Raw genomic sequence first — 23,470 nt, 5'->3', positions numbered from 1 at the left:
GAACATGCGAGGCAGGCCAGAGACAGGACGCCGCGCCGGCTTCACGCTCGTCGAGACGCTCGCGGCCCTCGCCGTGGCTTCGTCGATCATCGTCGGGGCGGCGGCGCTCACCCATCATGTCGCCGCTCATTTCGATCATGGCGCGCGCGGCGTGAACGACGCCGAGCGCTTCGCTCTCGCTATGGAGCGTCTGTCGCGGGATTTCGGCGCGGCGCGCCATGTGGCGCTGAAGCCGTCCGGCGCCATAGCGCCGCCGGCGCCCGCATTGCCCGGCGCGAATGGCAAAAAGCCGGAGACGCCGCCTCCTCTGGTCGCTTTCGATGGCGATAGCAAAAGCGTCGTCTTCGTGACGGCGAGCGCCATCGGCGCGCAGGCGGCGCTGGAGGAGGTCGTCACCCTCTCCGTCGAGCCCGCCGGCGAGAGTACGCGCCTCGTTCGTCGGCGCGCGCCTTGGCTCGGCCCGGACGTGGGGCTCGACCGGGGACAGGCGAAAGATGACGTCGTGCTGCTCGAGGGGCGTTTCGACATCTCCTTCGCTTATGCGCGCGTCGAGAAGGGCGTTGCGAGCTGGAAGGACGTCTGGCGAGGCGAGAGCGAGCAGCCGCGCCTCTTTCGCCTCGATCTGCGCGACGAGGAGACGGGCCAGCGCCTCGCTCCGGGAGCGGAGTTCCTGCTGCGCGCCGACGCGCCGGCCGACTGCGCGAGCGCCGAAGCGCAATGTCTCCCGGGGGCAAAGAAAGCGCCGGAGCCGCCGCCGCCACCGCTGGGACGGGCGCCGACATGAAGCCCGTGCGGAGCATCCGCCCGCGGCGGGGCGTCGTCCTCGTCGCCGTCTTGTGGACGATCGCGCTGCTCTCGGCGCTCGCCATGGCGGCCTCGGCCGGCCTGCGCAGCTTTGCGGGACTGCTGGCGGTCGACCGCGACCGCGTCCAGGCCGAGGCGCTGATCGCCGCGGGCATAGAGGCCGGCGCCGATCTGCTGATCAAATATCGCGGCCGGCCGCTGCTTCCGGCCGAGGCGCGCTTTTCGCTTCGGAGTGGCGAGGGGCGCGTACAGATCAGCGACGAGCTCGGCCGCATCGACATCAACAAGGCGCCGGTCGAGACGCTCGCTTCCCTGCTCGCCGGTCTCGGCGCGCCGGATGCGCAGGTTGCGGCGCTGGCGATCTCGCGGCGGCGCGAATCGACACAAGCGACGGCTGCAAAGGCGCAAAAGCCGGAATCCTCGGAAAGACGCCGGTTCGACCAGATTTTCACCAATGTCGGACAATTGGCGCGGATTCCCGGCGTTCCGACCGAATATGCGCGTCTCGTCGCGCCTTATGTCACCGTCTTCGGGGAGACGACGGTGAACGCCGCGACAGCGCCGGCGGAAACGCTCCGGCTGCTGCCGCAAATGACGGAGGCGCGCATCGAGCGCCTGCTGAGCGCGCGCGCGGAGGGGGCGCTCCAGGCGCCCGATTACGAACGCATTCTCGGTCCCGCTGCGCGCTACGCGAAACCCGCCGATCACAGCGTCGCGCGGCTCGAGATCGCGGTCGCGCTCGCCGATGGTTTCGCCTCCGCGGCCGAGGCGATCATCGTCACGCTGCCGAAGGACAGCGAGCCGTACCGAATTCTCGCCTTTCGCCAATCGCCCCGGGCTTCGGCCTATGCCGGCGGCTTTTCGGAGACACGCTGAGGTGCCGAATTTCGCCCTTCTCTTCCGCTGGCTGGACGTGCTCGGGGGTCTCCTCACGCTCATCGCGGACAGGCGGCGCATTCGGAACATGTTGCGCGTCACATGCTCGGGCGATCGATTTCTGTTTCGCTCGGGCGCCGATCCCGATGCGCCGCCCCTCGCCGCCGCCTCGATCGGCGCGACTTTGCCGGAAGAGATCCTGCGACATGCGCGCGGCGGCTTCGTCCTGCTCGAATGGCCGCGCGAGACGACCGTCACGCGCACATTGGTCGCGCCGGCGCAGGCGCGCGAGTTTTTGGCCGGCATCGTCGCCAATCAGCTCGATCGGCTCTCGCCCTGGCCGGTCAGCCAGATATTGCACGGCCATAGAGCGACGCCGGAGGAGGCCGGACGCGTGACCGCGCGCGTGCTGATCGCGCGGAAAGCCGACATAGACGCCGCGCGCGCCGCGCTCGCCGAAATGGGGCTCTCGGTCGATCGCGTCGTCGGCGCCGCGGACGCGACCCACGAGCCCATCGTTTTCTGGACGAAGGGGGCGACGCAGAGCGATGCGGCGCAGCGTCGGCGCATCCGGCTCTGCGTCGGCGGCGGGATCGGCGCCTATGTCGCGCTCTGCGCGTTCATCGTGCTGGGAGCGTCGCTTTCCGCCAGCGCGCTCCAGGAAGAGGCGGCGGCACTGGCGGCGCGCGCCCATGCGCTGCAAAAGCGCGCCGACGCCGCCAAAAACCCGGCCGTGATCGCCGCCCTGCAGCCCTCCGAGCGCGCCTGGATATGGAAAGAGGCATCGACGCCGGCCGTCGTTCTCATCGACGCGCTCACGCGCGCCATTCCGGACGGCGCTTTTCTCGAGAGCCTCGGTCTGGAGGGCGGCAGGCTGCGCATATCCGGGCTCGCCGACGACGCGCCGCCGCTCATCGACGCTCTGGAAAAGACCGGACAATTCTTCGACGCGCATTTTTCTGCGCCGACGACGCGCGCTTCCGACGGCCGGCTGTTTCGCTTCGGCGTCGAAGCGCAGCTCGCCGCAGCCACGAAAAAGGGAAAATGATCCATGCGAATCGACTTCGACCTCGATCTCGATCGCGAACAGAGTCTCGCGCTCGGCGCGCTCGCCCTTCTCATGGCGTGCTGCGCCGCCGCCGCGGTCTTCGCCCTCGGTTCCTGGAGCGACGCCGCCGAGGAGGCGGCGCAGCGGCGCGCCATTCTCGCGCAGGTGGAGGCGGCGCAAGGCCGCAGCGGCGTCCATGGCAAAGCCGCGATCGCGCCCGAGGCGGCCTTTTTCGCCGCGCCGACGCAAGGCCAGGCGAGCGCTCTGCTGCAGGCCCATCTCACGAGGCTCGTCGTCGCGCGGCATGTGAGCGTCACGACATCGGCCGCGCAACCGACGACGCGCGAGGACACGTCCGATGTCGTGCGGCTGCGAGCGACATTCGACATGGGTCTCGCACCCTTGCAGACGCTGCTCTACGAGCTCGAGACCGGCGTGCCTTATGTGTTCGTCGATACGCTCTCCGTTTCGCCGCTGCGCGGCGGCCAGCGGGGCCCCGAGCCATCGGCGTTGCGCGTCACGTTGGATCTGCGCGCTCTCTGGCGGAGGATTCGAATATGAGGGGGCTTTACCTCCTTGGCGCCTTGCTCGCCGCCGCTTGCGTCGCCGCCTCCGCCCAAGAAACAGGAGAGCGCGCTCGTCTCAACCCTTTGGCGCGCTTCGAGCCGGGGCAGCTGGCGGAGACGCTGCGACGGCCTTTGTTTTCGTCGAGTCGGCGTCCTCCCCCTCCGCCCACCGCGGCACTCCGAGACGAGGCGCCGCCTCCGCCGCCGGAGCCTCCGCGACTCACTCTGATGGGCGTCGTGACCGATTGGAGCGGCGCGCGAGCGCTGGTGAAGACCGGGCCGCCGATTCGGATGCGCAGCTTGCGGAGAGACGACGAGATCGAAGGATGGCGTGTGGTCGAAATTGCGCCCCGGCGCGTGGTTTTCGGACGGGACGCGCGTCGTCATGTCGTCGCATTGTTCGCGTCGCCGGCTCGCCCGGCGATCACATCTCCTTTACCCGATGCCTCGGCTTCCGAGGGCGATTGAGGCGTCGGCTCGCAACAGCGGATCAGAAGGCTACAATTGTATGAATAATATATTGCAGATCTGGATTCCGGCAAGGATAACTCCTGCCAGATAAATTGGCGACAGCCTATCTAAACGTCACACGACGCGCGTAAATAAGGCGATTTGCTTATGACGGAGGCCTGCCGCCTTGTATCATCTTCACATTGCGAACACCCGGCGAGCTTGACAGGCAAAAAATCGCAGGTAATATATCTACGACTCATAACGCATGTATATACACGTTTTAAATGCGTGTGAGCAAATATAATACTTCACACAATGGCGGCGAGCCGGGGTGGCTGGCTTGCATCGCGCCTTTTTACGAAGGGGTATGGGGTATGCAAAAATACAAAATGAAGACGGTTCTGTCTGCTGTTGCGGTTGTCGCGTCGCTTTTCTCCGGTGGGGCGTCGCCAGCGCTGGCTACGAATATCAATGTCTCGGCCGCAGCCAATTTCTGCGCTCCGCGAACTCCGGGTGATCCGACGCCTTTGGGAGATCTGATAACGGCATTCCAGGGCGCCACTGGCTATACCGTCACTCTGGTCCAATGCGGCGCCACTGGCACGCTCGCGAGTCAGATCACCGGCGGCAATAGCCTGAACGTCGATCTCTTTCTCGCCGCCAACAGCGCGACTCCCGCCAGCCTCGCCAGCGGCTATGGCGTCGGCAGCCCCTTCGTCTATGCGGTGGGCACGCTCGCCCTCTGGTCCAATACGACAGGCGTGAACGTCAGCTCTGGCTACAACTCCAGCACCTATTCCAAGGTCGCGGTCGCCAATACCACCACCGCGCCCTATGGCACGGCCGCCTCCCAATTGCTCACGGGACGCTACGGTCTCACGGCCCCGCTCTCCAGCAATAGCCTCGTCAACATCTACTCGAACATCGATACGACTTTCCAAGCCGTCCAAAATGGGACTGAGACGGTCGGCTTCGTCGCGCTTTCGCAAATCTGTTACAACAAGGTCTATCCCACTTCAGGTTCCGCGCTCGCCTATCCGCCGACGGACACCAGCGTGTCGCCGGTGATCTATAACTACGACCCGATCAACCAGTCGGGCCTTCGCATCGCTCGCAGCGCCCGGACCAGCGCGGAAGACACGGCGCTCAACGCCTTCGTCGCCTATTTGACGGATCACACGCTCTCGCCGCAGTCGCAGATGATCACGACCCTGCTGAACTATTGCTACGGCGTTCCGTGAGCAGAGCGGGCAGCTTCGCTGATCCGTGCTGAAACGAGCCGAAGACAAAGAGAATGCCGCCGCGGTTTTCCCGCGGCGGCATTTTTCATATCCGTCCCCAATGCCGCTCCGCGCCAGCCGGAGTCCTCGATGCGTCGCCAGGCCGGCACCAAAAGCGAGCGCGAAGGCGTACTGCATCGAGATTAATCGTTATGCATCAAATTTATATTTAAATTCACAATAACTTGTCCATTTCGACGCCATCCCCCGCATTGACCGGAACCTGCGCCATTAGCTAATGTAGTCATAATACATAAACAAAATCGTCATGGGCAAAAAGGGGCATGCTCGATGAGCCACAAAGATTATAGAATCTTATATCGCGCGGCCGCTGGTCGCCCCTCGAGACTAGATCGTCCATCCATGTCGCAGTCGTCCCGTATGACAATGACGGCGATCGCGGCAATTCTTGCCCTGCCGAGCTTCGCGCTCGCCAATCCGACGGGGGGCGTCGTCGTCGATGGCGCGGCGACCATCTCCTCGACGCCCAACGTCACCAATGTCACGCAATCGACCAATCGCGCCATTATCAATTGGCAGGGCTTTTCGATCGGCGTGGGTGAGACCGTCAATTTCCTCCAGCCCACCGCAATGTCGGTGACGCTCAACCGCGTCGTCGGCAATGAGCAGAGCATCATCGCCGGCGCGCTCAACGCCAATGGCAAGGTGTTCATCATCAACTCCAATGGCATCATGTTCACCAAGGATGCGCAGGTGAATGTCGGTGGCCTCGTCGCCTCCACGCTCGACATCTCCAATTCCAATTTCATGGCCGGGAATTACACTTTCTCCGGCTCCTCTTCCGCCGCTGTCGTCAATAAGGGGACGATCAACGCCGCCGATGGCGGCTATGTGGCGCTGCTCGGCAAGGCGGTTTCCAACGAAGGGACGATCAACGCCAAATTAGGGACCATCGCGCTCGCCTCCGGCGATGCGATCACGCTCAATTTCAGCGGCGATTCGCTGCTCGATGTGACGATCGACAAGGGAACCTACGACGCTCTGGTCGAGAACAAAGGGCTGATCAAGGCCGACGGCGGCAATGTGGTGATGACCGCCAAGGCGGCCGATGCGGTTCTATCGGCGCAGGTGAACAATAGCGGAATCATCCAGGCGCGCACGCTCGCCGATCTGACCGGCGGCTCCTCATCCACGGGAAGCGTGAAGATCGGCAAGATCAAGCTGCTGGCCCAGGGCGGGAGGACCAAGGTGTCCGGCACGCTCGACGCTTCCGCGCCCGATTGCGGCAAGGGCGGAACGATCGAGACCTCGGGCGACAAGGTGACGATCGCCGATGGGACGCTCGTCACCACGGCGGCCGCCTTCGGAGAGACCGGGACTTGGACCATCGATCCGGACGGCTTCACCATCGGAACGAACGGCGACATCACGGGAACGCTGCTCGGCAGCCTGCTCGCCAGCAATAATATCACCCTCTGGTCGACGAGCGGCGGCGGAACCGACGGCAATCTCAATGTCAACAGCGCGGTGAGCTGGTCGGGCAACACGATACTGACGCTGAATGCGACCAACAACATCAATATCAATTCCTCGATCACAGCGACCGGCGCGAACGCCGGGCTCGTCCTCAACTATGGCAATTACGCTTCGACCGGCAGCGCCGCCTCTGGGACGAATTACAGCATCAACACCGCCAATGGCGCTTCGGTGACGTTGAGCGGCGCCAGCGCGAGCCTGAAAATCAACGGCGACGCCTATAGATTGATCCACAGCATGAGCGATCTCGCCGCTATCGACGGCGGTTCCGGCTATTATGCGCTGGCGCAGAATTTGGATGCGTCCGGAACGACCTATGCGAGCGCGGTCGTTCCGACATTGGCCGGCACGCTCGCCGGTCTCGGCCATACGGTCTCCAATCTGACGATCAACGCTAGCGCCGGAATTGAAAATATCGGGCTGATCGGATCGCTCGGCTCACGGACGAGCTCCGCTGGCGCAGTTCGCGATATTGGGCTCGTCGGCGCCAGCATCACGGGCTCGACCGCGAGTTTCAAACTTGGTTCGCTCGTCGCGGAAAATGGGGGCAAGATCACAAACGCCTATGCGTCGAACTTGACGATCAACGGCCTCCACACCGTGGGCGGACTTGTAGCGGTGAATTGGAGCACGGGGGTGATCGACAATTCCTATGTCACGGGAACTTTGACGACGCCCGTCACCACGATCCCCGCGAATGAAATCGGCGGGCTGGTCGGATGGGATCTCGGCGTCGTCACCAACTCCCATACCAATGTGGCGATCAATATATTGGGTAGAGCCTCCAATGTCGGCGGCCTCGTCGGGCAGAGCTATGGCGGCAAAATTTCCGACTCCTACGCCACCGGAGATTTGAACGCCAATGACACGAGCGCCATCGGCGGCCTGATCGGTCAGGCCACCAATAATGGCTCCAATATCAACACGATCACCAACTCCTACGCCACCGGCAATGTGACGGTGAATTGGACGAACGCCACGGAGACGAATGGCGGCGGAGTCGGAGGGCTGGTCGGCGGCGAACGGGGCGGAGCGATCACGAATAGCTGGGCCTCTGGAAACGTGACCATCCATGCGCCCAACAGCACCTATGGGGTGAACAATGTCGGTGGCCTTGTCGGCGGCCTGTCGGGCGTCACCAACCTCGGCCTCGTCGACGGCAAATGGGTCGTCGTCTCCACAACCCCCGGCACCATCACGGGCTCGCACGCGTCTGGAAATGTGAGCGCCGGCGTCAATAGCGTGAATGTCGGAGGCCTCGTCGGAACCGCCAGCCTAAGCAGCATCTCCAATTCCTCCGCCAGCGGCAATGTGACCGGTCTCACCCAGGTCGGAGGATTGGTCGGCAGTAATAGCGGCAGCATCTCCGATGTTTCCGCCACAGGCAATGTGACAGCGACGAGCCCGCGCGGAGAGGTCGGCGGCCTCGTCGGCCGCAATAGCGGCGCGATCGACAGAGCTTTTGCAAGTGGCGATGTCTCCGGCGGCCGCTATGCGGGAGCCCTGGTCGGGGTAAACGTGGACACAGTTCAGAACACGGGAACGCTGATCGGCTCCGTTACGAATTCTTCGGCGATCGGCAGCGTATCGGGCGGCGCGAACGCAGGCGGCTTGATCGGAAACAATACCGGCAAGCTAGGCGCGATCACGAATAATTCCTATCGTGACGTGAAGGCGGAGGCGCGCGCCGCCGCGCAGCTCGCCGCGACGCAGCGGACGGCCGCTGCGGCCGGCAATGTGATCTCCAACGCCGCGGAGGTCGCCGCGACGAAGCCACAGAATGCGGCGGCATCGACCGCCGCCGGCAAATCCGCCGTCGCCTCGGCCAACGCCTCGGCGAATATCGATGATAATCTGACGGGCCAGGAGTCGACGCAGACGCAGCTTCCAGCCGCGCGCGCGCCTGCGCGTATTGCATCCTCGGCGAACGCAGGCGGCGCGCGCAGGGCCCAGGCCCCATTGCCCGGCGCCCATTATCGCGCCCGCATTCGCAGCATAGAGATCGACGGCCAGCATTTCGATCTCGGAACAGACGGCAAGAACTCCGCGCCCGCCCCGAAGGCCCAATAAGACGCACGGGACCAGAAAGGTTTATCCTCAGATGAATTTCCGCTGTCTGCTCCTCTCCTGCGTCGCTGCGCCGGCGCTTCTCCTCGCTGCGCCGCAGGCCTTCGCGCAGAGCGCGCCGACGCCGATCCTGCCTTACAATATCGGCGACGCCGTGCGTCAGGCCGAGGAAGCGCGGCCTGCGCCGCCGCGGCAGAGCGCGCCCGCGTTGCCGCAAATCGCCGAGCCGCGCTTCACCCTCGCCAGCAAGGAGACGCTCTTCGTCAAACATTTTGTCGTCGAAGGGCCGCTGCTCGTCCAAGAATCCGAGCTGCGTGAAATTCTCGCGCCCTATGAAGGCCGCAAGCTCACGCTCGGCGACATCTACGGCGCCGCGGACAAGGTCACTCTGCTCTATCGCGCCAAGGGCTTTCTGGTCGCCAAGGCCTATGTGCCGGCACAGGATGCGCGCAGCGGATCGTTGAAGATCAAGCTCGTCGTCGGCAAATATGGCAGCGTGCTCGTCGAGAACTCCTCGGCCGTCGACGCGGGCTTTCTGCAAGGCGTCGTCGACACGGCGCTCGCGGATGAAGCGCTCATTCATAAAGACGCGTTGGAGCGCGCGCTGCTGCTCGTCTCCGATCTGCCCGGCGCCGGCGCGCCGCGCATCGTGGTCTCGCCCGGCAAGAGCCAAGAGACATCCGATTTTCAATTCGCCGTGCCGGAAGGAAAGCGCGTCGCAGGCTATCTCTTGGGCGATAATTTCGGTTCGCCCTATACGGGCCGCGATCGTTTGAATGGCGGCTTCGTCATCAACTCGCCGCTCGGCTTCGGCGATCGTCTCTCCGGCTCGGCGATCGTCTCCGAGCGCGCCGCGCTCGCCAATGGCCGCGTCGCATATTCGTTTCCGCTCGGCTATGACGGATTGCGTGCGGAAGTCGGCGCCTATCGCACCACTTACGCGCTCGGCGGCGCCTATAAGGATTTGGACGCCACCGGCAGCGCCTACGCCATCACCGGCACGCTGAACTATGCGCTGGTGCGCCAGCGCGAGGAGAGCATCTCGCTATGGGCGAATTTCACCCATAAATGGCTGGACGACAGGATCGCAGGAACCTCGACATCGGAGCGCAAGATCGCGCTCGGCACTATTGGCGTGACGCGCGAGACCGCGCAGGAGCTGCTCGGCCTGCCGCTGGCGACGAGCGCGATGCTGTCTTTCACCTCCGGCTACGTCGATTATCCCGATGTGACGCAGAGAACGCAAAACAGCGCCAGCGTCGATACGGTGGGCAATTTCCATCGCATCAATCTCGCCGTGAGTGCGACCGTGGCGTTCGACGAAAAATTCTCGCTGTCGACCTATCTGCGCGCGCAAAAGGCGCTCGACGGCAATCTCGACACCAGCGAGCAATTCAGTCTCGGCGGCTTTTGGGGTGTGCGCTCCTTCGACGAAGGCCTCGCAGGCGACAGCGGCTATTTCGTCACGCCGGAGCTGAAATATGCGCTGCCGCAGATCGAGAATTACCGCCATGCGCTGGGCGTCTTCACCGATATCGGCGCGGTGTGGCTGGAGAATGGCTCCTACACGACGACGCAGCGCAGCTATACGGGAGTGAACGATGTCGGCGTCGGCTATTACGCGACCTATGACATCGGCGGCGGCAGCCTGCTGGTGCTGAAAGCGCAAGCCGCGCACACTTACGGAACGAATAGCGGCGCGACGGCTTATGACCGGCATACGAAGGGGCTGTTGCAGGTCGGATTCACCTTCTGAGCTTTGCGCAACAGCAAATTCGCCGGAGCTTTGTCGATTGTCGCGTCAGAGCTTCCCGCGGCGTCGATCGCGGAGCCGGCGGGGACATTTCCAGGCTCGTTCGATTGGCGAAGCTCGAAGGCGCGGCCTTCGAGCTTCCCGCGATCGGAACTCCGCCGGCAGCGCGACGAGCAAATAGCGTGGGAGTCGAGGCGTCAACGCATATCGGTCGATGAAGCCGGGCGCGCCGCAGAAGCAAATCTCATCGAAGTTCGGATCGGGGCCGAACGAAGAACTTACCCGACGACAGAAACTTTGCGCAACCACGTCAAGGCAATGCCAGACCTCGCGCAGGGCGATCAGGTGAAGGTTTCCTCATCCTGAGGAGCCGCGAAGCGGCGTCTCGAAGGACGAGGAAACCTTCATTCGCGGCCAGCTGGAGCTCCCCCTCGTGCTTCGAGACGGCTCCTGCGGAGCCTCCTCAGCATGAGGGGGAGGATTGTTGTCCTTCACCCGATCGCCCTCAGACCTCGCGCCTTCCATTCCACCGCAACGGGGCCGAATTGCGATTCTCGCCTCGCTGGCAGTTTCGTCGCCGAGCGCAATTTATTTGGCATGTTCCAACGATCCCGAACGTCTAGGGATCGAGAATGAGATTCCGATCACGTCTACCCAGCAAGCCCTTATCGGCCGCGGCGAAGAAGGATATGATGCGATGTCGTCAGGATCATGCGTCGGCGGGCGCTGCCCGAAGAGCGGGATTTTTGGCTCGATTTCGAACACACTATTGACTCCATAGGCCGGCGAACGCACAATTACATTCGAGTAAATCACGCAAAGCAGCGGCGTTGCATGAAGGATGTGCAATCCAGGCGAGGGTTTTCGAGGCGCGCTTTCATCGCGCATTTCCTTGCGTGCGTGCTGATCCTGCAGGGCGTCGCCTCCGTGGTCTCGCACGAAAGAGGCTGGTTTGTCGGGTTCGACTCCCAAACAGAGGCCTCCGTCGAAGCCCGATCGTGCGGAGCGGATGCGACGGGCGACAATGGCGCGCCGGTTCCGCGCCATGATCATTCTCAGTGCTGCATAGTTTGTTCGTCGAGCGTGGACGGCGGGTTGATCCGTTTCACCGCGGCGCTTTTCGACCTCCTCGTCTTTCCGATCTTCGATCATGTCACTTCCGGGCGGCGCTTTCTCGATGAAGTCGCCGCGCCGCCGACGGGACCGGAGAATCCCTGGTCTTCTCGCGCGCCTCCCGCTTTTAGTCCCGACTGACCGAATGCGGTCCTGAGCCGCTGTTTCTATTCCAGGTCACGTCGGCCAGTGGAGCCGCGTCAGGGGAATTCATGCTGCGTTCGACTTTGCTGCGCGGCGTTCCACTGGCGCTTTCATGTTCCCATTCATGAATGGTTTCGGCGCGCGCCCAGGAGACCTTGCCTGCGATCGAAATGGCCCGACCGAGCTCGTTCCTGGCGGCGTCTTAGGCTCTGAGAGCCGTCGCTCGAACTAGGGCTCTCGCCGAGGAAAACGACATGCGCGAAAGAGGTCATCAAATCGGATGGAATGGCGACGCGCCGACCCCAACGCGCGCCGCGCGATTTTCATCTCTTTGTCGAGCCGGAAAATGAGCGTGGATCCGGCCGCCGGCGCGTCGCTGCGCACCGAAGACGAAGCCAGCTCCACGGATGTCGACGGCTTCTCGAGACGCCGCCGCCTCGCACGGAAGCTCGCGATCATGCTGCCGATCGCCATAGGCTTCGCCTGGGTCGCGTCGATGTCGTCGGACGGCGTCCAGCCCGCTCGCGAGGCGGCGCCGGCGCCGGTTCCAGTCGGCGCGGCGAGCGCGACGAAGGGCGATGTCCGGGTCACTCTCGCGGCGCTCGGGACGGTCAAGCCCCTCGCCACTGTATCGGTAAAAACGCAGATTTCCGGTCGGCTGACGCAAATCGGCTTCGAAGAGGGGCAGATGGTGAAGGAAGGCGATTTCCTCGCGGAGATCGATCCTCGGCCCTATCGACATGCGTTGCGTCAGGCGCAAGGGCAGCTCATGCGAGATCGCGCGTTGCTCGAAAACGCGCGTCTCGACCGTGAGCGCTATCAGCGGCTGGTCAAGCAGAGCTCGATCTCCCGTCAACAGCTCGACACGCAAGAATCGCTCGTGCGTCAATATGAAGGCGTGGTGGAGATCGACGAAGGAAATGTCGCGAACGCCGCGCTCAATCTGGAATATTGCCGCATCGCGGCTCCGGTGTCCGGCCGCGTCGGGCTGCGCCAAGTCGACTTGGGAAATTATGTGCAGGCGGGCGGCGAGAGCATCGTCGTCCTCACAAAGCTGCAGCCGATCACCGTGGTTTTCCCCTTGGCCGAAGATCATCTGCCCGAGGTTTTGAAGCGGGTCGAGGCGGGCGGCAAGCTCGCGGTCGCAGTGTATGATCGATCCGGCAGGAAGCTGATCGCAGAAGGGACGCTCGCGAGCGTCGATTCCCAAGTCGATCCTGCGACGGGCACGGTGAAGTTCAAGGCGCAGCTCGACAACCGCGATTCCTCGCTCTTTCCCAATCAATTCGTCAATGTGCGTCTGCTCGTCGATACGCTTCGTGATGTCACGATCATTCCGAGCGAAGGCGTCCAATATGGCCCGAATGGCGCCTTTGCCTTCGTCCTCTCCGAGGACGACAGGGCGATCGCGCGACCGATCGAACTCGGGCCGGCGGAAAAGGGGACGACCGCGGTTCTTTCCGGCCTCGAGCCCGGCGAGCGGATCGTGATCGCCGGCGCCGATCGGCTGCGCGACGGCGCCAAGGTGAAGGCGATCGAAAAGTGAATCCTTCGGCGCTGTTCATCCGGCGGCCGGTTGCGACCACATTGACGATGGTCGCCCTCCTGCTGTGCGGGACGATCGGTTTCGTATTTCTCCCCGTCTCGGCGCTGCCCGCGTTCGACCATCCGGTCATCGAAATCAGGACCTTCTACCCCGGAGCCAGTCCCGAGGTGATGGCGAGCGCAGTCACTGCGCCGCTCGAGCGGCAGCTCGGTCAGATGCCCGGCCTCGAGCAGATGAGCTCGACGAGCTCCGGCGGCGCGTCGGTCATCACTCTTCGCTTTTCGCTCGACATTGCGCTCGACGTCGCCGAGCAGGAGGCGCAAGCGGCGATCAATGCCGCTCAGAGCCTGCTGCCGAGCGATCTGCCGGCGCCGCCGGCGTATGCGAAGATCAATCCGGGCGATGCGCCGATTCTGACGCTCGCCGTAACCTCGAGAACTTTGCCTCTCGAGCGCGTCCAGGAACTCGCCGACGCGCGTCTCGCTCGGAAGATCTCGCAAGTGCCCGGCGTCGGATTCGTCGAGATCGGCGGCGGCAAGCGCCCAGCCATCAGGATCGAGGTCAATCCCGACGCCGCTTCTGCTTACGGCGTCGACATCGACGACCTGCGCGCGACGATCGGCGGCGCCAATGTCGACATGCCGAAAGGAAGCTTCGAGGGACAAAAGCGCGCCTATGCGATCAACGCCAATGATCAGCTGAAGCGCGCGGAGGACTATGAGCGCATCATCGTCGCGTTTCGCAACGGAGCGCCCGTGCGCCTCTCGGATGTCGCGACGATCGTCGAGGGCGCGGAAAACGAATATGTCGCCGCTTGGTCGGATACGACGCCCGCCATCATTCTCGATATCCGTCGACAGCCGGGCGCCAATGTCATCTCCGTGGTGGACGCCATACAGTCCCGATTGTCGAGCTTGAAGGCCGGCCTGCCGCCCGGAGTCGACGTCGCCGTGCTGACCGATCGAACCACATCGATCCGCGCGTCGGTACGTGGCGTCGAGTACGATCTCCTTCTGGCGATGGCGCTCGTCGTTCTGGCGATCTTCGTCTTCCTCCGGGACGGCCGCGCCACCTTGATCCCGAGCCTCTCGGCGCCGCTCTCCTTGGTCGGCGCTTTCGCCGGCATGTATCTGCTCGGCTTCAGCGTCAATAATCTGACGCTGCTCGCCTTGACCGTCGCGACCGGATTCGTGGTCGACGATTCGATCGTCATGATCGAGAATATCGCCCGCCATGTCGAAGAGGGGCGATCGCCGTTCGCTGCGGCTCTCATCGGCTCACGACAGATCGGCTTCACCATTCTCTCCTTGACCATTTCATTGATCGCAGTGCTGATCCCGCTCCTCTTCATGGGCGACGTGATCGGTCGATTGTTCCGAGAATTCGCCGTCACCCTCGGTCTGACGATTATCGTCTCCGCCGGCGTGTCGCTCAGCCTCGCGCCGATGCTCTGCGCGCGTCTCTTGCGGCGGAACGCCGGCGACGAGGCCAATTCGTTCGAACACGGGAGCGATCGAAAGTTCGACGCCGTCGTTCGACTTTACGCCACGCTCCTCGATCGTGTGCTCGAACGTCGAGGCGCGGCGCTCCTGGCGACGGGGGCGACGCTCGTCATCGCTGTTCTTCTCTATGTCGCCATTCCGAAAGGCTTCTTCCCGGTCCAAGACACGGGAGTCGTTTACGGCGTCTCGGTCGCGCCGGGAGACGTCTCCTTCGCGGCGATGACCGAGCGCCAGCAGGCGCTCGCGCGGCTCATTCTCGCGGATCCGGACGTCGCCGGCCTGTCGTCCTTCGTCGGGGTCGACGGCGTGAATATGACATTGAATTCCGGACGTTTCCTCATCAATTTGACGCCGCATGAGCGCCGCGCCGCGAGCGCCGCCGAGATCGCGCGGCGGATCGCCGCCCGATGCGAGGCCGTCGCCGGAGCGGCGATCTACCTGCAGCCGGTTCAGGACCTTTCCATCGACGCCGCCATGGGTCGCGCGCAATACCGCTTCGTCTCCGAGTCTGCCGATTCTCGCTCGTTGGATCGCTACGCGCCCGCGTTGATCGAGCGTTTGCAGCGCCAGCCCGAGCTCGAAAATGTGAGCAGCGCGTCGCAGGTCGCGGGAATCGGCGCCTATCTCGACATCGACCGCGACACCGCTGCGCGTTTCGGCGTCACATCGGCGACGATCGACAATGCGCTCTATGACGCGTTCGGGCAGCGGATCGTATCGACCATCTTCACCCAGTCCAATCAGCGGCGCGTCATTTTGACGGCCGCCCCTTCGTTCGGGCGCGCGCCGGATGCGCTCGCGCGGCTCTATCTCCCTTCGTCCATCGCGCGCGGCGGTCAGGTGCCCCTGTCCGCGATCGCGCATGTCGAGATTGGACCGGCGCCGTTGCAGATCGAGCATTTCGGACCGTTTCCGGCGGCTTCGATTTCCTTCGATCTGCGTCCGGGGGTCGCGCTCGGCGAAGCGGTGCGAGCCGTCCGCCGAGCCGAAAAGGAGATCGCGTCGACCTTTGACGTCCGCACGCATTTTCAAGGCGCGGCGCTCGCTTTCGAAGCCTCGCTCGACAATGAGCCCTTGCTCATTCTCGCAGCGCTGGTGTGCGTCTACATCGTGCTCGGCGTTCTCTACGAGAGCTTCATCCATCCGATAACGATCATTTCGACCTTGCCCTCGGCCGGCGTCGGAGCGCTGCTCGCCTTGATGCTCACAGGTCACGATCTCGACGTCGTCGGCGTCATCGGCATCGTGCTGCTGATCGGCATCGTCAAGAAAAACGCGATCATGATGATCGATTTCGCGCTCGTCGCCCAGCGCGATCAGGGCCTCGATCCGCACGCAGCGATCCGCCAGGCCTGCCTTCTGCGCTTGCGGCCGATCCTGATGACGACGCTCGTGGCGATGTTCGGCGCTCTGCCTCTGATGTTCGCTTCGGGGGCCGGGGCGGAGCTGCGACAACCGCTCGGGATCGCCATTATCGGCGGGCTCGCCGTGAGCCAGATCCTCACGCTATTCACTACCCCGGTCGTCTATCTGACCTTCGAGCGATTGGCGAGCCGCTGGGGAGGCGGCGCCTCCGCTCGGATGAAATCGGCCGCCTATGAGGCGGGCGAATGAATATCTCGGCCCCCTTCGTCGAGCGACCGGTCGCCACGACGCTGCTCACCATCGCCATCGCGCTCGTGGGCGCTTTGGCGGTTCTCCATCTGCCGGCGGCGCCCATGCCGGAATTCGATTATCCTGCGATCAGCGTGAGGGCGCAAATGCCGGGCGCCAGCCCGGAAGTCATGGCGACGACCGTGGCCGCGCCGCTCGAGCGGCGGCTCGGCATGATCGCCGATGTCTCGGAAATACGTTCGTTCAACAGCTCCGGCTCGACTGTCGTCGCTCTCACATTCGGCGTCGGCCGCAACATAGACGGCGCAGCGCGCGACGTGCAGGCGGCGGTCGCCGCCGCACGGGCCGATCTGCCGATCTCGCTGCGATCGAATCCGCTCATTTTCAAATCGAACTCGGCCTTCTGGCCGATCACTTATCTGTCTTTGAGCTCGACGACGATGAGCGTCGATCGGGTCTATGACGTCGCGTCGACAGTGCTGCAGCCGCTGCTCGCTTCGATCCAGGGAGTAGGGGAGGTCGTCGTTCTCGGCTCCTCGCCTCTCGCCGTGCGCGTCGAAATCGACCCCGACGCCTTGTCGAAATACGGCGTCGAATTGGAGAGCGTTCGCGCCGCGCTGGCCGCCGCCAACGCCAATAGTCCGAAGGGCGTCATCGAGAGCGACGGCCGAAGATTTCAGATCTACGCGAACGACCGCGTGAGCAACGCCGTCGCGCTGCGGGATCTCATCATCGCCTATCACGAAGATCAGGCGATCAGATTGTCCGACGTCGCCGAAGTGATCGATTCGGTCGAGGATTTCCGTCCGTTCGCGATCACGGGCCGACAAGCTTCCATCCTGGTTCGCGTCTACCGGACATCGGGCGCCAATGTGGTGGAGACGGTCGATCGCATCAAGGCGAGGCTCGAGCAGATACGCGCTGCGTTGCCGCCGGCGATCGCCGTCGAGATGGCGTCGGATCGCACCGCCACCATTCGCGCCTCGCTGCGCGATCTCGGACACAGCCTCGTCATCGGCGCCGTTCTCGTCATTCTCGTGGTGCTCGCCTTTCTTCGTAGCCTTCGCGCGACATTTCCGCCGGCGATCGCGGCGATCGTCTCGCTGCTCGGGACCGGCGCCGTCATGCATGTGATGCGCTACAGTCTGGACAGCGTCTCGCTCATGGCGCTCATCATCGCCGTCGGACTGGTCATCGACGATTCCGTGATCGTCCTCGAAAACATATCGCGGCATGTCGAGCGAGGAGAGCCGCTGCTGCGCGCTGTCCTACGAGGCGTCGACGAGGTTGGATTCACCGTCGTCGCAATCAGCCTTTCTCTCGTCGCGATCTTTATTCCGTTCCTGCTCATGGGCGACCTCATGGGGCGGGTGCTCGCCGAATTCGCCGTCACGCTCTCGACCGCAGTCATGATTTCGCTCGTCGTCTCTCTCACGACGACGCCGATGCTCTGCTCGATCGTGCTGTCGCGAAAGCAGCCCCGGCGGGCCGGCGCGGCGCTCGAAGCGATTTTTCAGCGCGTGCTGGCGCAATACGATCGGACGCTGGATTTCGCCCTTCGTCATTCGCAGTGGACGCTCGCGGCGTTTTTCGCTGCGCTCGGCCTGAGCGTCTATCTCTACGCCGCGGTCCCCAAAGGGCTGCTGCCCCAGCAGGATCCGGGCCGGCTCTACGGCGTCTTGCTGGCGGATCAGAATGTTTCCGCCGCCGCGATGCGACGGATGTTGGAACGCGCAGCGGAGCTGATTTCCGCCGATCCGTCCGTGGCGAGTTTCGCCGCCGTGATCGAGGACGGCGCGAGACGCAACAGCGCCGAGCTCTATGTCGAGCTGAAGCCGCGGCCGGGGCGCGTGGAGAGCTGTCAGGACGTCAACGCCAGACTGACCAAGGCAATCAGCAATATCGCCGGCGCGACATTGCGCCTCGTCGCTCCACAGGATATCGCCGCCTTTTCCGCGCCGGCCAACAGAAGCGGACAATATCATTACGATTTGCGTGGCGACGACCTCGCAGAGGTTCAGGCTTGGGCGCTTCGTCTGACCGCGGCCCTCACCCGCGCGCCGCAGATCCGCGACGCCGATGTCGATCCCCGGCCGCACGCGCTCGAGACCGTCGTGACGGTCGACCGGGACAAAGCCGAACGTCTGGGGGTCGACATGAGACAGGTCGACAATGTGCTCTACGACGCTTTCGGCCAGCGGCAGGTCTCGACCATGTACGGGCAGCTGAACCAATATCACATCGTGATGGAGGCGGCGCCGCGCTTTCGGGAAAGTCCGGACGTTCTGAATAGAATCTATGTCAGCCCCGCGCGGGGGCTCGTCGGCGGCGTGCAATTCACCAATGCGCCGATCGGAACCATCGTGGCCGAGACGAATGGGGCCGCCGATCCGGGAGGCTCTTCCGCGGCGGCCGACGTCGCGCGCAATCAGCGCGCCAACGCCATCGCCCATCGAGCGGGCGGCGCGGTGTCGACGGGCGCCGCGGTCAGCACGCAGGTCGCCAGCATGATTCCGCTTTCCTCGATCGCGCGTTTCGAGCAGAAAGCGGCGCCTCTCGTCGTCACCCATGTCGGCGGCTCCGCCGCCGTGTCCGTTTCGTTCAATCTGCCGCCGAATGTCGCGCTCGGCGACGCCGTCGCGGCGATCGAGCGAACGGCGGCCGAGATTCATATGCCGGCCTCGATCCAATCCGGCTTCTCCGGAGCCGCCGCGGCATTCCAGAAGGTGATCGTCCAGGAGGGGATTCTGGCCATTGTGGCGATCGCCGTGATCTACATAATTCTCGGCATCCTCTATGAGAGCTTCATCCATCCGATGACGGTTCTGTCGACTTTGCCGTCGGCCGGCCTCGGCGCGATTCTGACGCTGACGGCGTTGCGCATCGAATTTACGGTGATCGCCTTCATCGGCGTGATCTTGCTGACCGGCATCGTCAAAAAGAACGCGATCATGATGATCGACGTGGCGATCCGAGCGCAACGCCAACTCGGCCTGTCGGCGCATGACGCCATTCGCCACGCATGTGTGCTGCGCTTCAGGCCGATCACGATGACGACAGTCGCCACGATTTTCGGAGCGGCGCCGCTCGCCCTCGGCGGGGGCGACGGCGCCGAGTTTCGGCAGCCGCTCGGGATCGCCGTCATCGGAGGGCTCGTCGTCAGCCAGGCGCTGACGCTCTACACGACGCCGGTGGTCTATCTCTATCTCGATCGGCTGGTTCGACGCGGAGGACGTTCGAGCGAGAGCCGAAATTCGGCGATGCAGACCAATCCGTGAGCTCGGCGAGCAGAGCGCCGCCTATCTCGACCGTCGGCCCTTCGCTATAATCCGCATGGCGATATGAATGGGGCTCATGAATGGCGCGAGACAATGTCGACGACCTGCTCGCCTTCCTCGCCGTGGCGCGGGAGCGCAGCTTCACCCGGGCGGCCGCCAAAATGGGCGTTTCACAATCGGCCTTGAGCCATAGGATTCGACAGCTCGAGGCGCGGCTCGGCGTCCGGCTGCTGACGCGCACCACGCGCGCCGTGTCGCCGACGACGGCCGGCGAGCGCCTGCTCGAAGGCATTGGCCCGCATTTCGACGAGATCGAGGCGCAGGTCGATTCGCTCAGCGAGCTGCGCGACAAGCCCGCCGGAACGATCAAGATCACCGCCTCCGATTTTGCGATCAGCAATGTCCTATGGCCGAAGCTGAAATGCTTCATGCCGAAATATCCGGACATAAAGGTCGAGGTCCTGATGGAAAACGGCCTCACCGACATCATCACCGAGCGCTATGACGCCGGCGTTCGCATGGGAGAGCTGGTCGCGAAAGACATGATATCGGCGCGCATCGGCCCCGACATTCGCTTCGCCGTCGTCGGCGCGAAATCCTATTTCGCGAAGAATCCCGAGCCGACCAAGCCGCAGGATCTGATGCGGCATATGTGCATAAATTATCGCTTCACGACGTCCGGCGGCCTCTATGTCTGGGAGTTCGAGAAGAACGGCCGCGAGATCAAGATCCGCGTCGACGGGCAGCTGGTCTTCAACAATATCCACCATGTGCTCGACGCCGCTCTGGCGGGTCTCGGCCTCGCCTATGTGCCCGAGGAGATCGCGCTTCCGCATATCGCCAAAGGACGGCTCGTGCAGGTGCTGGAGGGCTGGTGCCCCTATTGGGACGGCTTCTACCTCTATTATCCGAGCCGGCGGCAGTCCTCGCCGGCTTTTTCCGCTCTGGTGGCCGCGTTGCGCCACCGCGAATAGCCGCGCTATTTCGGGAGCGGCGCGGCGGCGCGAGATTCGGCTTCTCGGCGGCGTCCAGCCTCACGTCGGTTGGAGACGGCTGTCTTCAATCGTAGGCTTTGCCGATGTTCTGCGCCGGCGGCATCGTCGCGCGCGGCGACGGCCCGAAGGATCACAGTGCGGCGCCTCAAATATCATAGCAGAGCGCGACGCGATCGCTCAGCGAGCGGGCTTGCGCGAGCGTGCAACTGTCGAGCACTTCGGAAAGCGCCCTTTGCGCCTCCTGCATGATGAGCCGAATGGCGCAGCGCTCGACATCTCCGCAATCGTCGCAAGGCTGGTAGCGGGTTTTGCTGGCGCAAGGGAGCGGCGCCAAAGGACCGTCGAGCGCGCGAATAATGTCGCCGATGATGATCTGTTCCGGCTGGCGGGCGAGCGTGTATCCTCCACCCTTGCCCATTTTGGAGCTGACATAGCCGCTATTGCGCAGCTCGCAGAGGATAGAATCGAGAAATTTCTTCGGGATATTCTGCGTCGTGGCGATCTCGGCCACCGGCACCGGGCGCCCCGGCGCGAATTTCGCGAGATACGCCATGGCCTTCAGGCCATATTTCCCCTTTTTGGTCAGCAAGCGCCCCGCTCCGTCTATAAAGTCGATAGACTAAAAGCGTGGCGTCCCGAAGTCAACGAATTCGAGCGGTTTCGATCACCGAGGCATAGCGGGAGCGCGACCGCTCTGCAGGCGCAAGAGCGCGGCGACCAGCGCATCGACGTCGGCGCAGGTGTTGTAGAAGGCCAGCGACGGCCGCACGGTCGCCTCGAGGCCGAAGCGGCGCAGAATCGGCTGCGCGCAATGATGGCCGGCGCGCACCGCTATGCCCTCGCGGTCCAGCGCCTTGCCGACATCCTCGGTGCGAGGGCCGTCGAGCACGAAGGAGAGCACGCTGGCCTTCTCCGCCGCCGTGCCGATGAAGGTGAGGCCGGGCACGAGGCGCATCTTCTCGGTCGCGTAGAGGAGGAGATCATGCTCGTAGCGGGCGATCACCTCCATGCCGATCGATTCGATATAGTCGAGCGCGGCGCCGAGCCCGACGGCGTCGGCGATATTGCCGGTGCCGGCCTCGAAACGCTCCGGCGGACCCTGATAGATGGTCTTCTCGAAGGTCACGTCGGCGATCATATTGCCGCCGCCCTGCCAGGGCGGCATGTCGGCGAGAACCTCATCCGTGCCATAGACGACGCCTATGCCGGTCGGGCCGAACACTTTATGGCCGGAGAAGACGAAAAAGTCGCAGCCGATCGACTGCACGTCCACCGGCATATGCGAGACGGACTGCGCGCCGTCGATGAGCACGCGCGCGCCATGGCGATGGGCCATGGCCGTGATCTCATGCACCGGCGTCACCGTGCCGAGCGCGTTGGAGACCTGCGTCACCGAGACGATTCGCGTCTTGGGACCGAGCAGCTTTTCGTATTCCTCTAGGATGATCTGGCCGCGATCGTCCACCGGCGCGACGCGCAGCCGCGCGCCCTTCTCGGCGCAGAGCTGCTGCCAGGGCACGATATTGGCGTGATGCTCGAGCCAGGAGACGACGATCTCGTCGCCCGCCTGCACATTGCGCCGGCCCCAGGCCTGGGCGACCAGATTGATCGCCTCGGTCGCGCCGCGCACGAAGATGATGTCCTTGACCGAAGGCGCCTTCAGGAAGCGGCGCACCTTCTCGCGCGCGGCCTCATAGGCGTCGGTCGAGCGCGCCGCCAGCGCATGGGCGGCGCGATGAATGTTGGAATTCTCATATTCGTAGAAATGCGCGAGCCGGTCGATGACGGCCTGCGGCTTTTGCGTCGTCGCGGCATTGTCGAGCCAGACCAGCTGCTTGCCGTGCACCTGCTGCTGCAGAATGGGGAAGTCGCGCTTCACCGCATAGGGGTCGAAGGCGGCCCGGCTCGCCGGCGCGCTGGCGGCGAGTTGCGGCGCATAGCCCTGCGGCTCTTGCGGAGCCGCCTTCGGCGCGGCGGGAACGGCGCCGGCGCGATCGAGGAAATAGAGCGAATCGGTCGCCGCGGGGCCGGCGGCGCCGGGCGCGAAGCTGCGCTCCTGGCCGGAGATTTCCGGCAGGGCGACATTTGGCGTCCCCAGCGCGAAAGCGTCCGAGAGACGATGCGGGTCCGCCTCGGAAGGGCCGGAGTAGGCGAAATTCTGCGGTGGAGCTTCGGGGGCGGCCGGGGACGGCGCGACATCCGCCGCCTTATAGCGGTCGACGAGCGAAAGCGAGGGATCGGAAGCAGCCGGCGTCGCGCGCTCGCGCAGGAAATAGAGATTGTCGCTCGGCGCCGCCTTCACGCCGCCGGGCGTGGCGGCGGGATCATGGGAGCCATAGGGCGCCGGCGCCTGCACAAGCGAAGCGCCGGGATATTGCGGCGGCGAATTGTGGATGGCGGAATAGTCGATCGCCGCATCGGCGGGGCTTCCGGGCTCGAAGGCGCCGACCGAAGCGCCCGGCTGCGGAACATCGGAGAGGCCATAGGGTGGAACCGCAGGCTGCAGGCCGACCGGCGCCGAGGGGGCGGAAAGATTGGGCGTCGGCGCGATGGAGGGAATGGTCGTCGGCGGAATGTCGGGCGGCCCGAAAGGCGCGCGCGCGGGCGCATAGGGAGCAACGCTGGTGACGACCGAAGGCGCGGGCGCCTCGGGCTGGGTCGGCGGCACGATGGGAGCGCCGGGAGAAGGCGTCGTCGGAGGCTCATTCGGCGAAGCCTGGAAAAAAGCATTGGCGATGCGCGCGATCATGGCCGGATCGGGAAAGGCCGGCGCTCCATGGCGCGTCAGCGTCTCCTCGGAGGGCGCATCGGGCGCTGTCGCGCCGAATGCAGCGGAATTGGACGGCGCAGAAGACATGATCGCTCTCTCTCGGACATTGCGGAAATGCGCGCCGGCGGAGCTCCGCCGGCGCGAGCGGCTCGAGAGCCGAAAGA

Annotated in this window: 14 protein-coding genes; 12 read left to right on the top strand and 2 right to left on the bottom strand. The window is 64.1% G+C overall.

Annotated features, from left to right (window positions below; genetic code table 11):
* Positions 1–4: 4 nt before the first annotated feature.
* From FMZ75_RS14445 to FMZ75_RS14390, 12 genes are all read left to right on the top strand, one after another.
* Complete coding sequence (locus FMZ75_RS14445; protein WP_166143755.1) at positions 5–784, top strand: type II secretion system protein J; 780 nt, start codon at positions 5–7, stop codon at positions 782–784.
* Entirely contained in the window at positions 781–1,680 is a 900-nt protein-coding gene (locus FMZ75_RS14440; protein ID WP_166143753.1) for a type II secretion system protein GspK, read from the top strand. Before FMZ75_RS14445 ends, FMZ75_RS14440 begins: the two co-directional genes overlap by 4 nt.
* A 1-nt stretch (position 1,681) precedes the next feature.
* Entirely contained in the window at positions 1,682–2,728 is a 1,047-nt protein-coding gene (locus FMZ75_RS22175) for a PilN domain-containing protein (RefSeq protein ID WP_166143751.1), read from the top strand.
* Between the two features lie 3 nt (positions 2,729–2,731).
* Complete coding sequence (gspM, locus tag FMZ75_RS14430) at positions 2,732–3,289, top strand: type II secretion system protein GspM (RefSeq protein WP_109027213.1); 558 nt, start codon at positions 2,732–2,734, stop codon at positions 3,287–3,289.
* Positions 3,290–4,274: 985 nt separating this feature from the next.
* A complete protein-coding gene (gene modA, locus FMZ75_RS14425; protein WP_166143749.1) occupies positions 4,275–4,988 on the top strand; it encodes a molybdate ABC transporter substrate-binding protein in 714 nt (237 codons plus the stop codon).
* A 402-nt stretch (positions 4,989–5,390) separates the two neighbouring features.
* Positions 5,391–8,594 carry an S-layer family protein gene (locus tag FMZ75_RS14420; RefSeq protein WP_246728979.1) on the top strand — a complete coding sequence of 1,068 codons (3,204 nt, stop codon included), beginning with the start codon at positions 5,391–5,393 and terminating at the stop codon, positions 8,592–8,594.
* A gap of 31 nt (positions 8,595–8,625) precedes the next feature.
* On the top strand, positions 8,626–10,347 hold the full coding sequence (locus FMZ75_RS14415) for a ShlB/FhaC/HecB family hemolysin secretion/activation protein (protein ID WP_166143745.1): 1,722 nt from the start codon (positions 8,626–8,628) through the stop codon (positions 10,345–10,347).
* Between the two features lie 708 nt (positions 10,348–11,055).
* Positions 11,056–11,598: a hypothetical protein gene (locus FMZ75_RS21355; RefSeq protein ID WP_207783446.1), complete on the top strand. Its 543-nt coding sequence runs from the start codon at positions 11,056–11,058 to the stop codon at positions 11,596–11,598.
* Positions 11,599–11,947: 349 nt separating this feature from the next.
* On the top strand, positions 11,948–13,147 hold the full coding sequence (locus FMZ75_RS14405; RefSeq protein WP_166143743.1) for an MdtA/MuxA family multidrug efflux RND transporter periplasmic adaptor subunit: 1,200 nt from the start codon (positions 11,948–11,950) through the stop codon (positions 13,145–13,147).
* Positions 13,144–16,263, top strand: coding sequence for an efflux RND transporter permease subunit (locus FMZ75_RS14400; protein WP_166143741.1), 3,120 nt, complete (start codon positions 13,144–13,146; stop codon positions 16,261–16,263). Before FMZ75_RS14405 ends, FMZ75_RS14400 begins: the two co-directional genes overlap by 4 nt.
* On the top strand, positions 16,260–19,541 hold the full coding sequence (locus tag FMZ75_RS14395; RefSeq protein ID WP_142862655.1) for an efflux RND transporter permease subunit: 3,282 nt from the start codon (positions 16,260–16,262) through the stop codon (positions 19,539–19,541). The genes FMZ75_RS14400 and FMZ75_RS14395 overlap by 4 nt, the downstream gene beginning before the upstream one ends.
* Before the next feature lie 80 nt (positions 19,542–19,621).
* Complete coding sequence (locus FMZ75_RS14390; protein ID WP_109027203.1) at positions 19,622–20,515, top strand: LysR family transcriptional regulator; 894 nt, start codon at positions 19,622–19,624, stop codon at positions 20,513–20,515.
* Between the two features lie 166 nt (positions 20,516–20,681).
* On the opposite strand, the gene FMZ75_RS14385 is transcribed toward FMZ75_RS14390, so the two are convergent.
* Positions 20,682–21,125 carry an Rrf2 family transcriptional regulator gene (locus FMZ75_RS14385; RefSeq protein WP_109027202.1) on the bottom strand — a complete coding sequence of 148 codons (444 nt, stop codon included), beginning with the start codon at positions 21,123–21,125 and terminating at the stop codon, positions 20,682–20,684.
* 75 nt (positions 21,126–21,200) lie between these two features.
* Positions 21,201–23,393, bottom strand: a complete 2,193-nt coding sequence (locus FMZ75_RS14380) for a family 2A encapsulin nanocompartment cargo protein cysteine desulfurase (RefSeq protein WP_207783445.1) — start codon at positions 23,391–23,393, stop codon at positions 21,201–21,203.
* Between the last annotated feature and the right edge of the window lie 77 nt (positions 23,394–23,470).

The organism is Methylosinus sp. RM1, from assembly GCF_011378635.1.
GTDB classification, from domain to species: domain Bacteria; phylum Pseudomonadota; class Alphaproteobacteria; order Rhizobiales; family Beijerinckiaceae; genus Methylosinus; species Methylosinus sporium.
Note: the sequence above shows the minus strand (reverse complement) of the source record. Positions and strands in the feature narration are given on the sequence as shown.

What these genes read in the sequence shown, in the direction of transcription:
- FMZ75_RS14445 (WP_166143755.1), top strand. Translation starts at nt 5, where the DNA reads ATGCGAGGCAGGCCAGAGACAGGACGCCGCGCCGGCTTCACGCTCGTC.
- FMZ75_RS14440 (WP_166143753.1), top strand. Translation starts at nt 781, where the DNA reads ATGAAGCCCGTGCGGAGCATCCGCCCGCGGCGGGGCGTCGTCCTCGTC.
- gspM (WP_109027213.1), top strand. Translation starts at nt 2,732, where the DNA reads ATGCGAATCGACTTCGACCTCGATCTCGATCGCGAACAGAGTCTCGCG.
- FMZ75_RS14420 (WP_246728979.1), top strand. Translation starts at nt 5,391, where the DNA reads ATGTCGCAGTCGTCCCGTATGACAATGACGGCGATCGCGGCAATTCTT.
- FMZ75_RS14415 (WP_166143745.1), top strand. Translation starts at nt 8,626, where the DNA reads ATGAATTTCCGCTGTCTGCTCCTCTCCTGCGTCGCTGCGCCGGCGCTT.
- FMZ75_RS21355 (WP_207783446.1), top strand. Translation starts at nt 11,056, where the DNA reads ATGCGTCGGCGGGCGCTGCCCGAAGAGCGGGATTTTTGGCTCGATTTC.
- FMZ75_RS14405 (WP_166143743.1), top strand. Translation starts at nt 11,948, where the DNA reads ATGAGCGTGGATCCGGCCGCCGGCGCGTCGCTGCGCACCGAAGACGAA.
- FMZ75_RS14395 (WP_142862655.1), top strand. Translation starts at nt 16,260, where the DNA reads ATGAATATCTCGGCCCCCTTCGTCGAGCGACCGGTCGCCACGACGCTG.
- FMZ75_RS14390 (WP_109027203.1), top strand. Translation starts at nt 19,622, where the DNA reads ATGGCGCGAGACAATGTCGACGACCTGCTCGCCTTCCTCGCCGTGGCG.
- FMZ75_RS14380 (WP_207783445.1), bottom strand. Translation starts at nt 23,393, where the DNA reads ATGTCTTCTGCGCCGTCCAATTCCGCTGCATTCGGCGCGACAGCGCCC.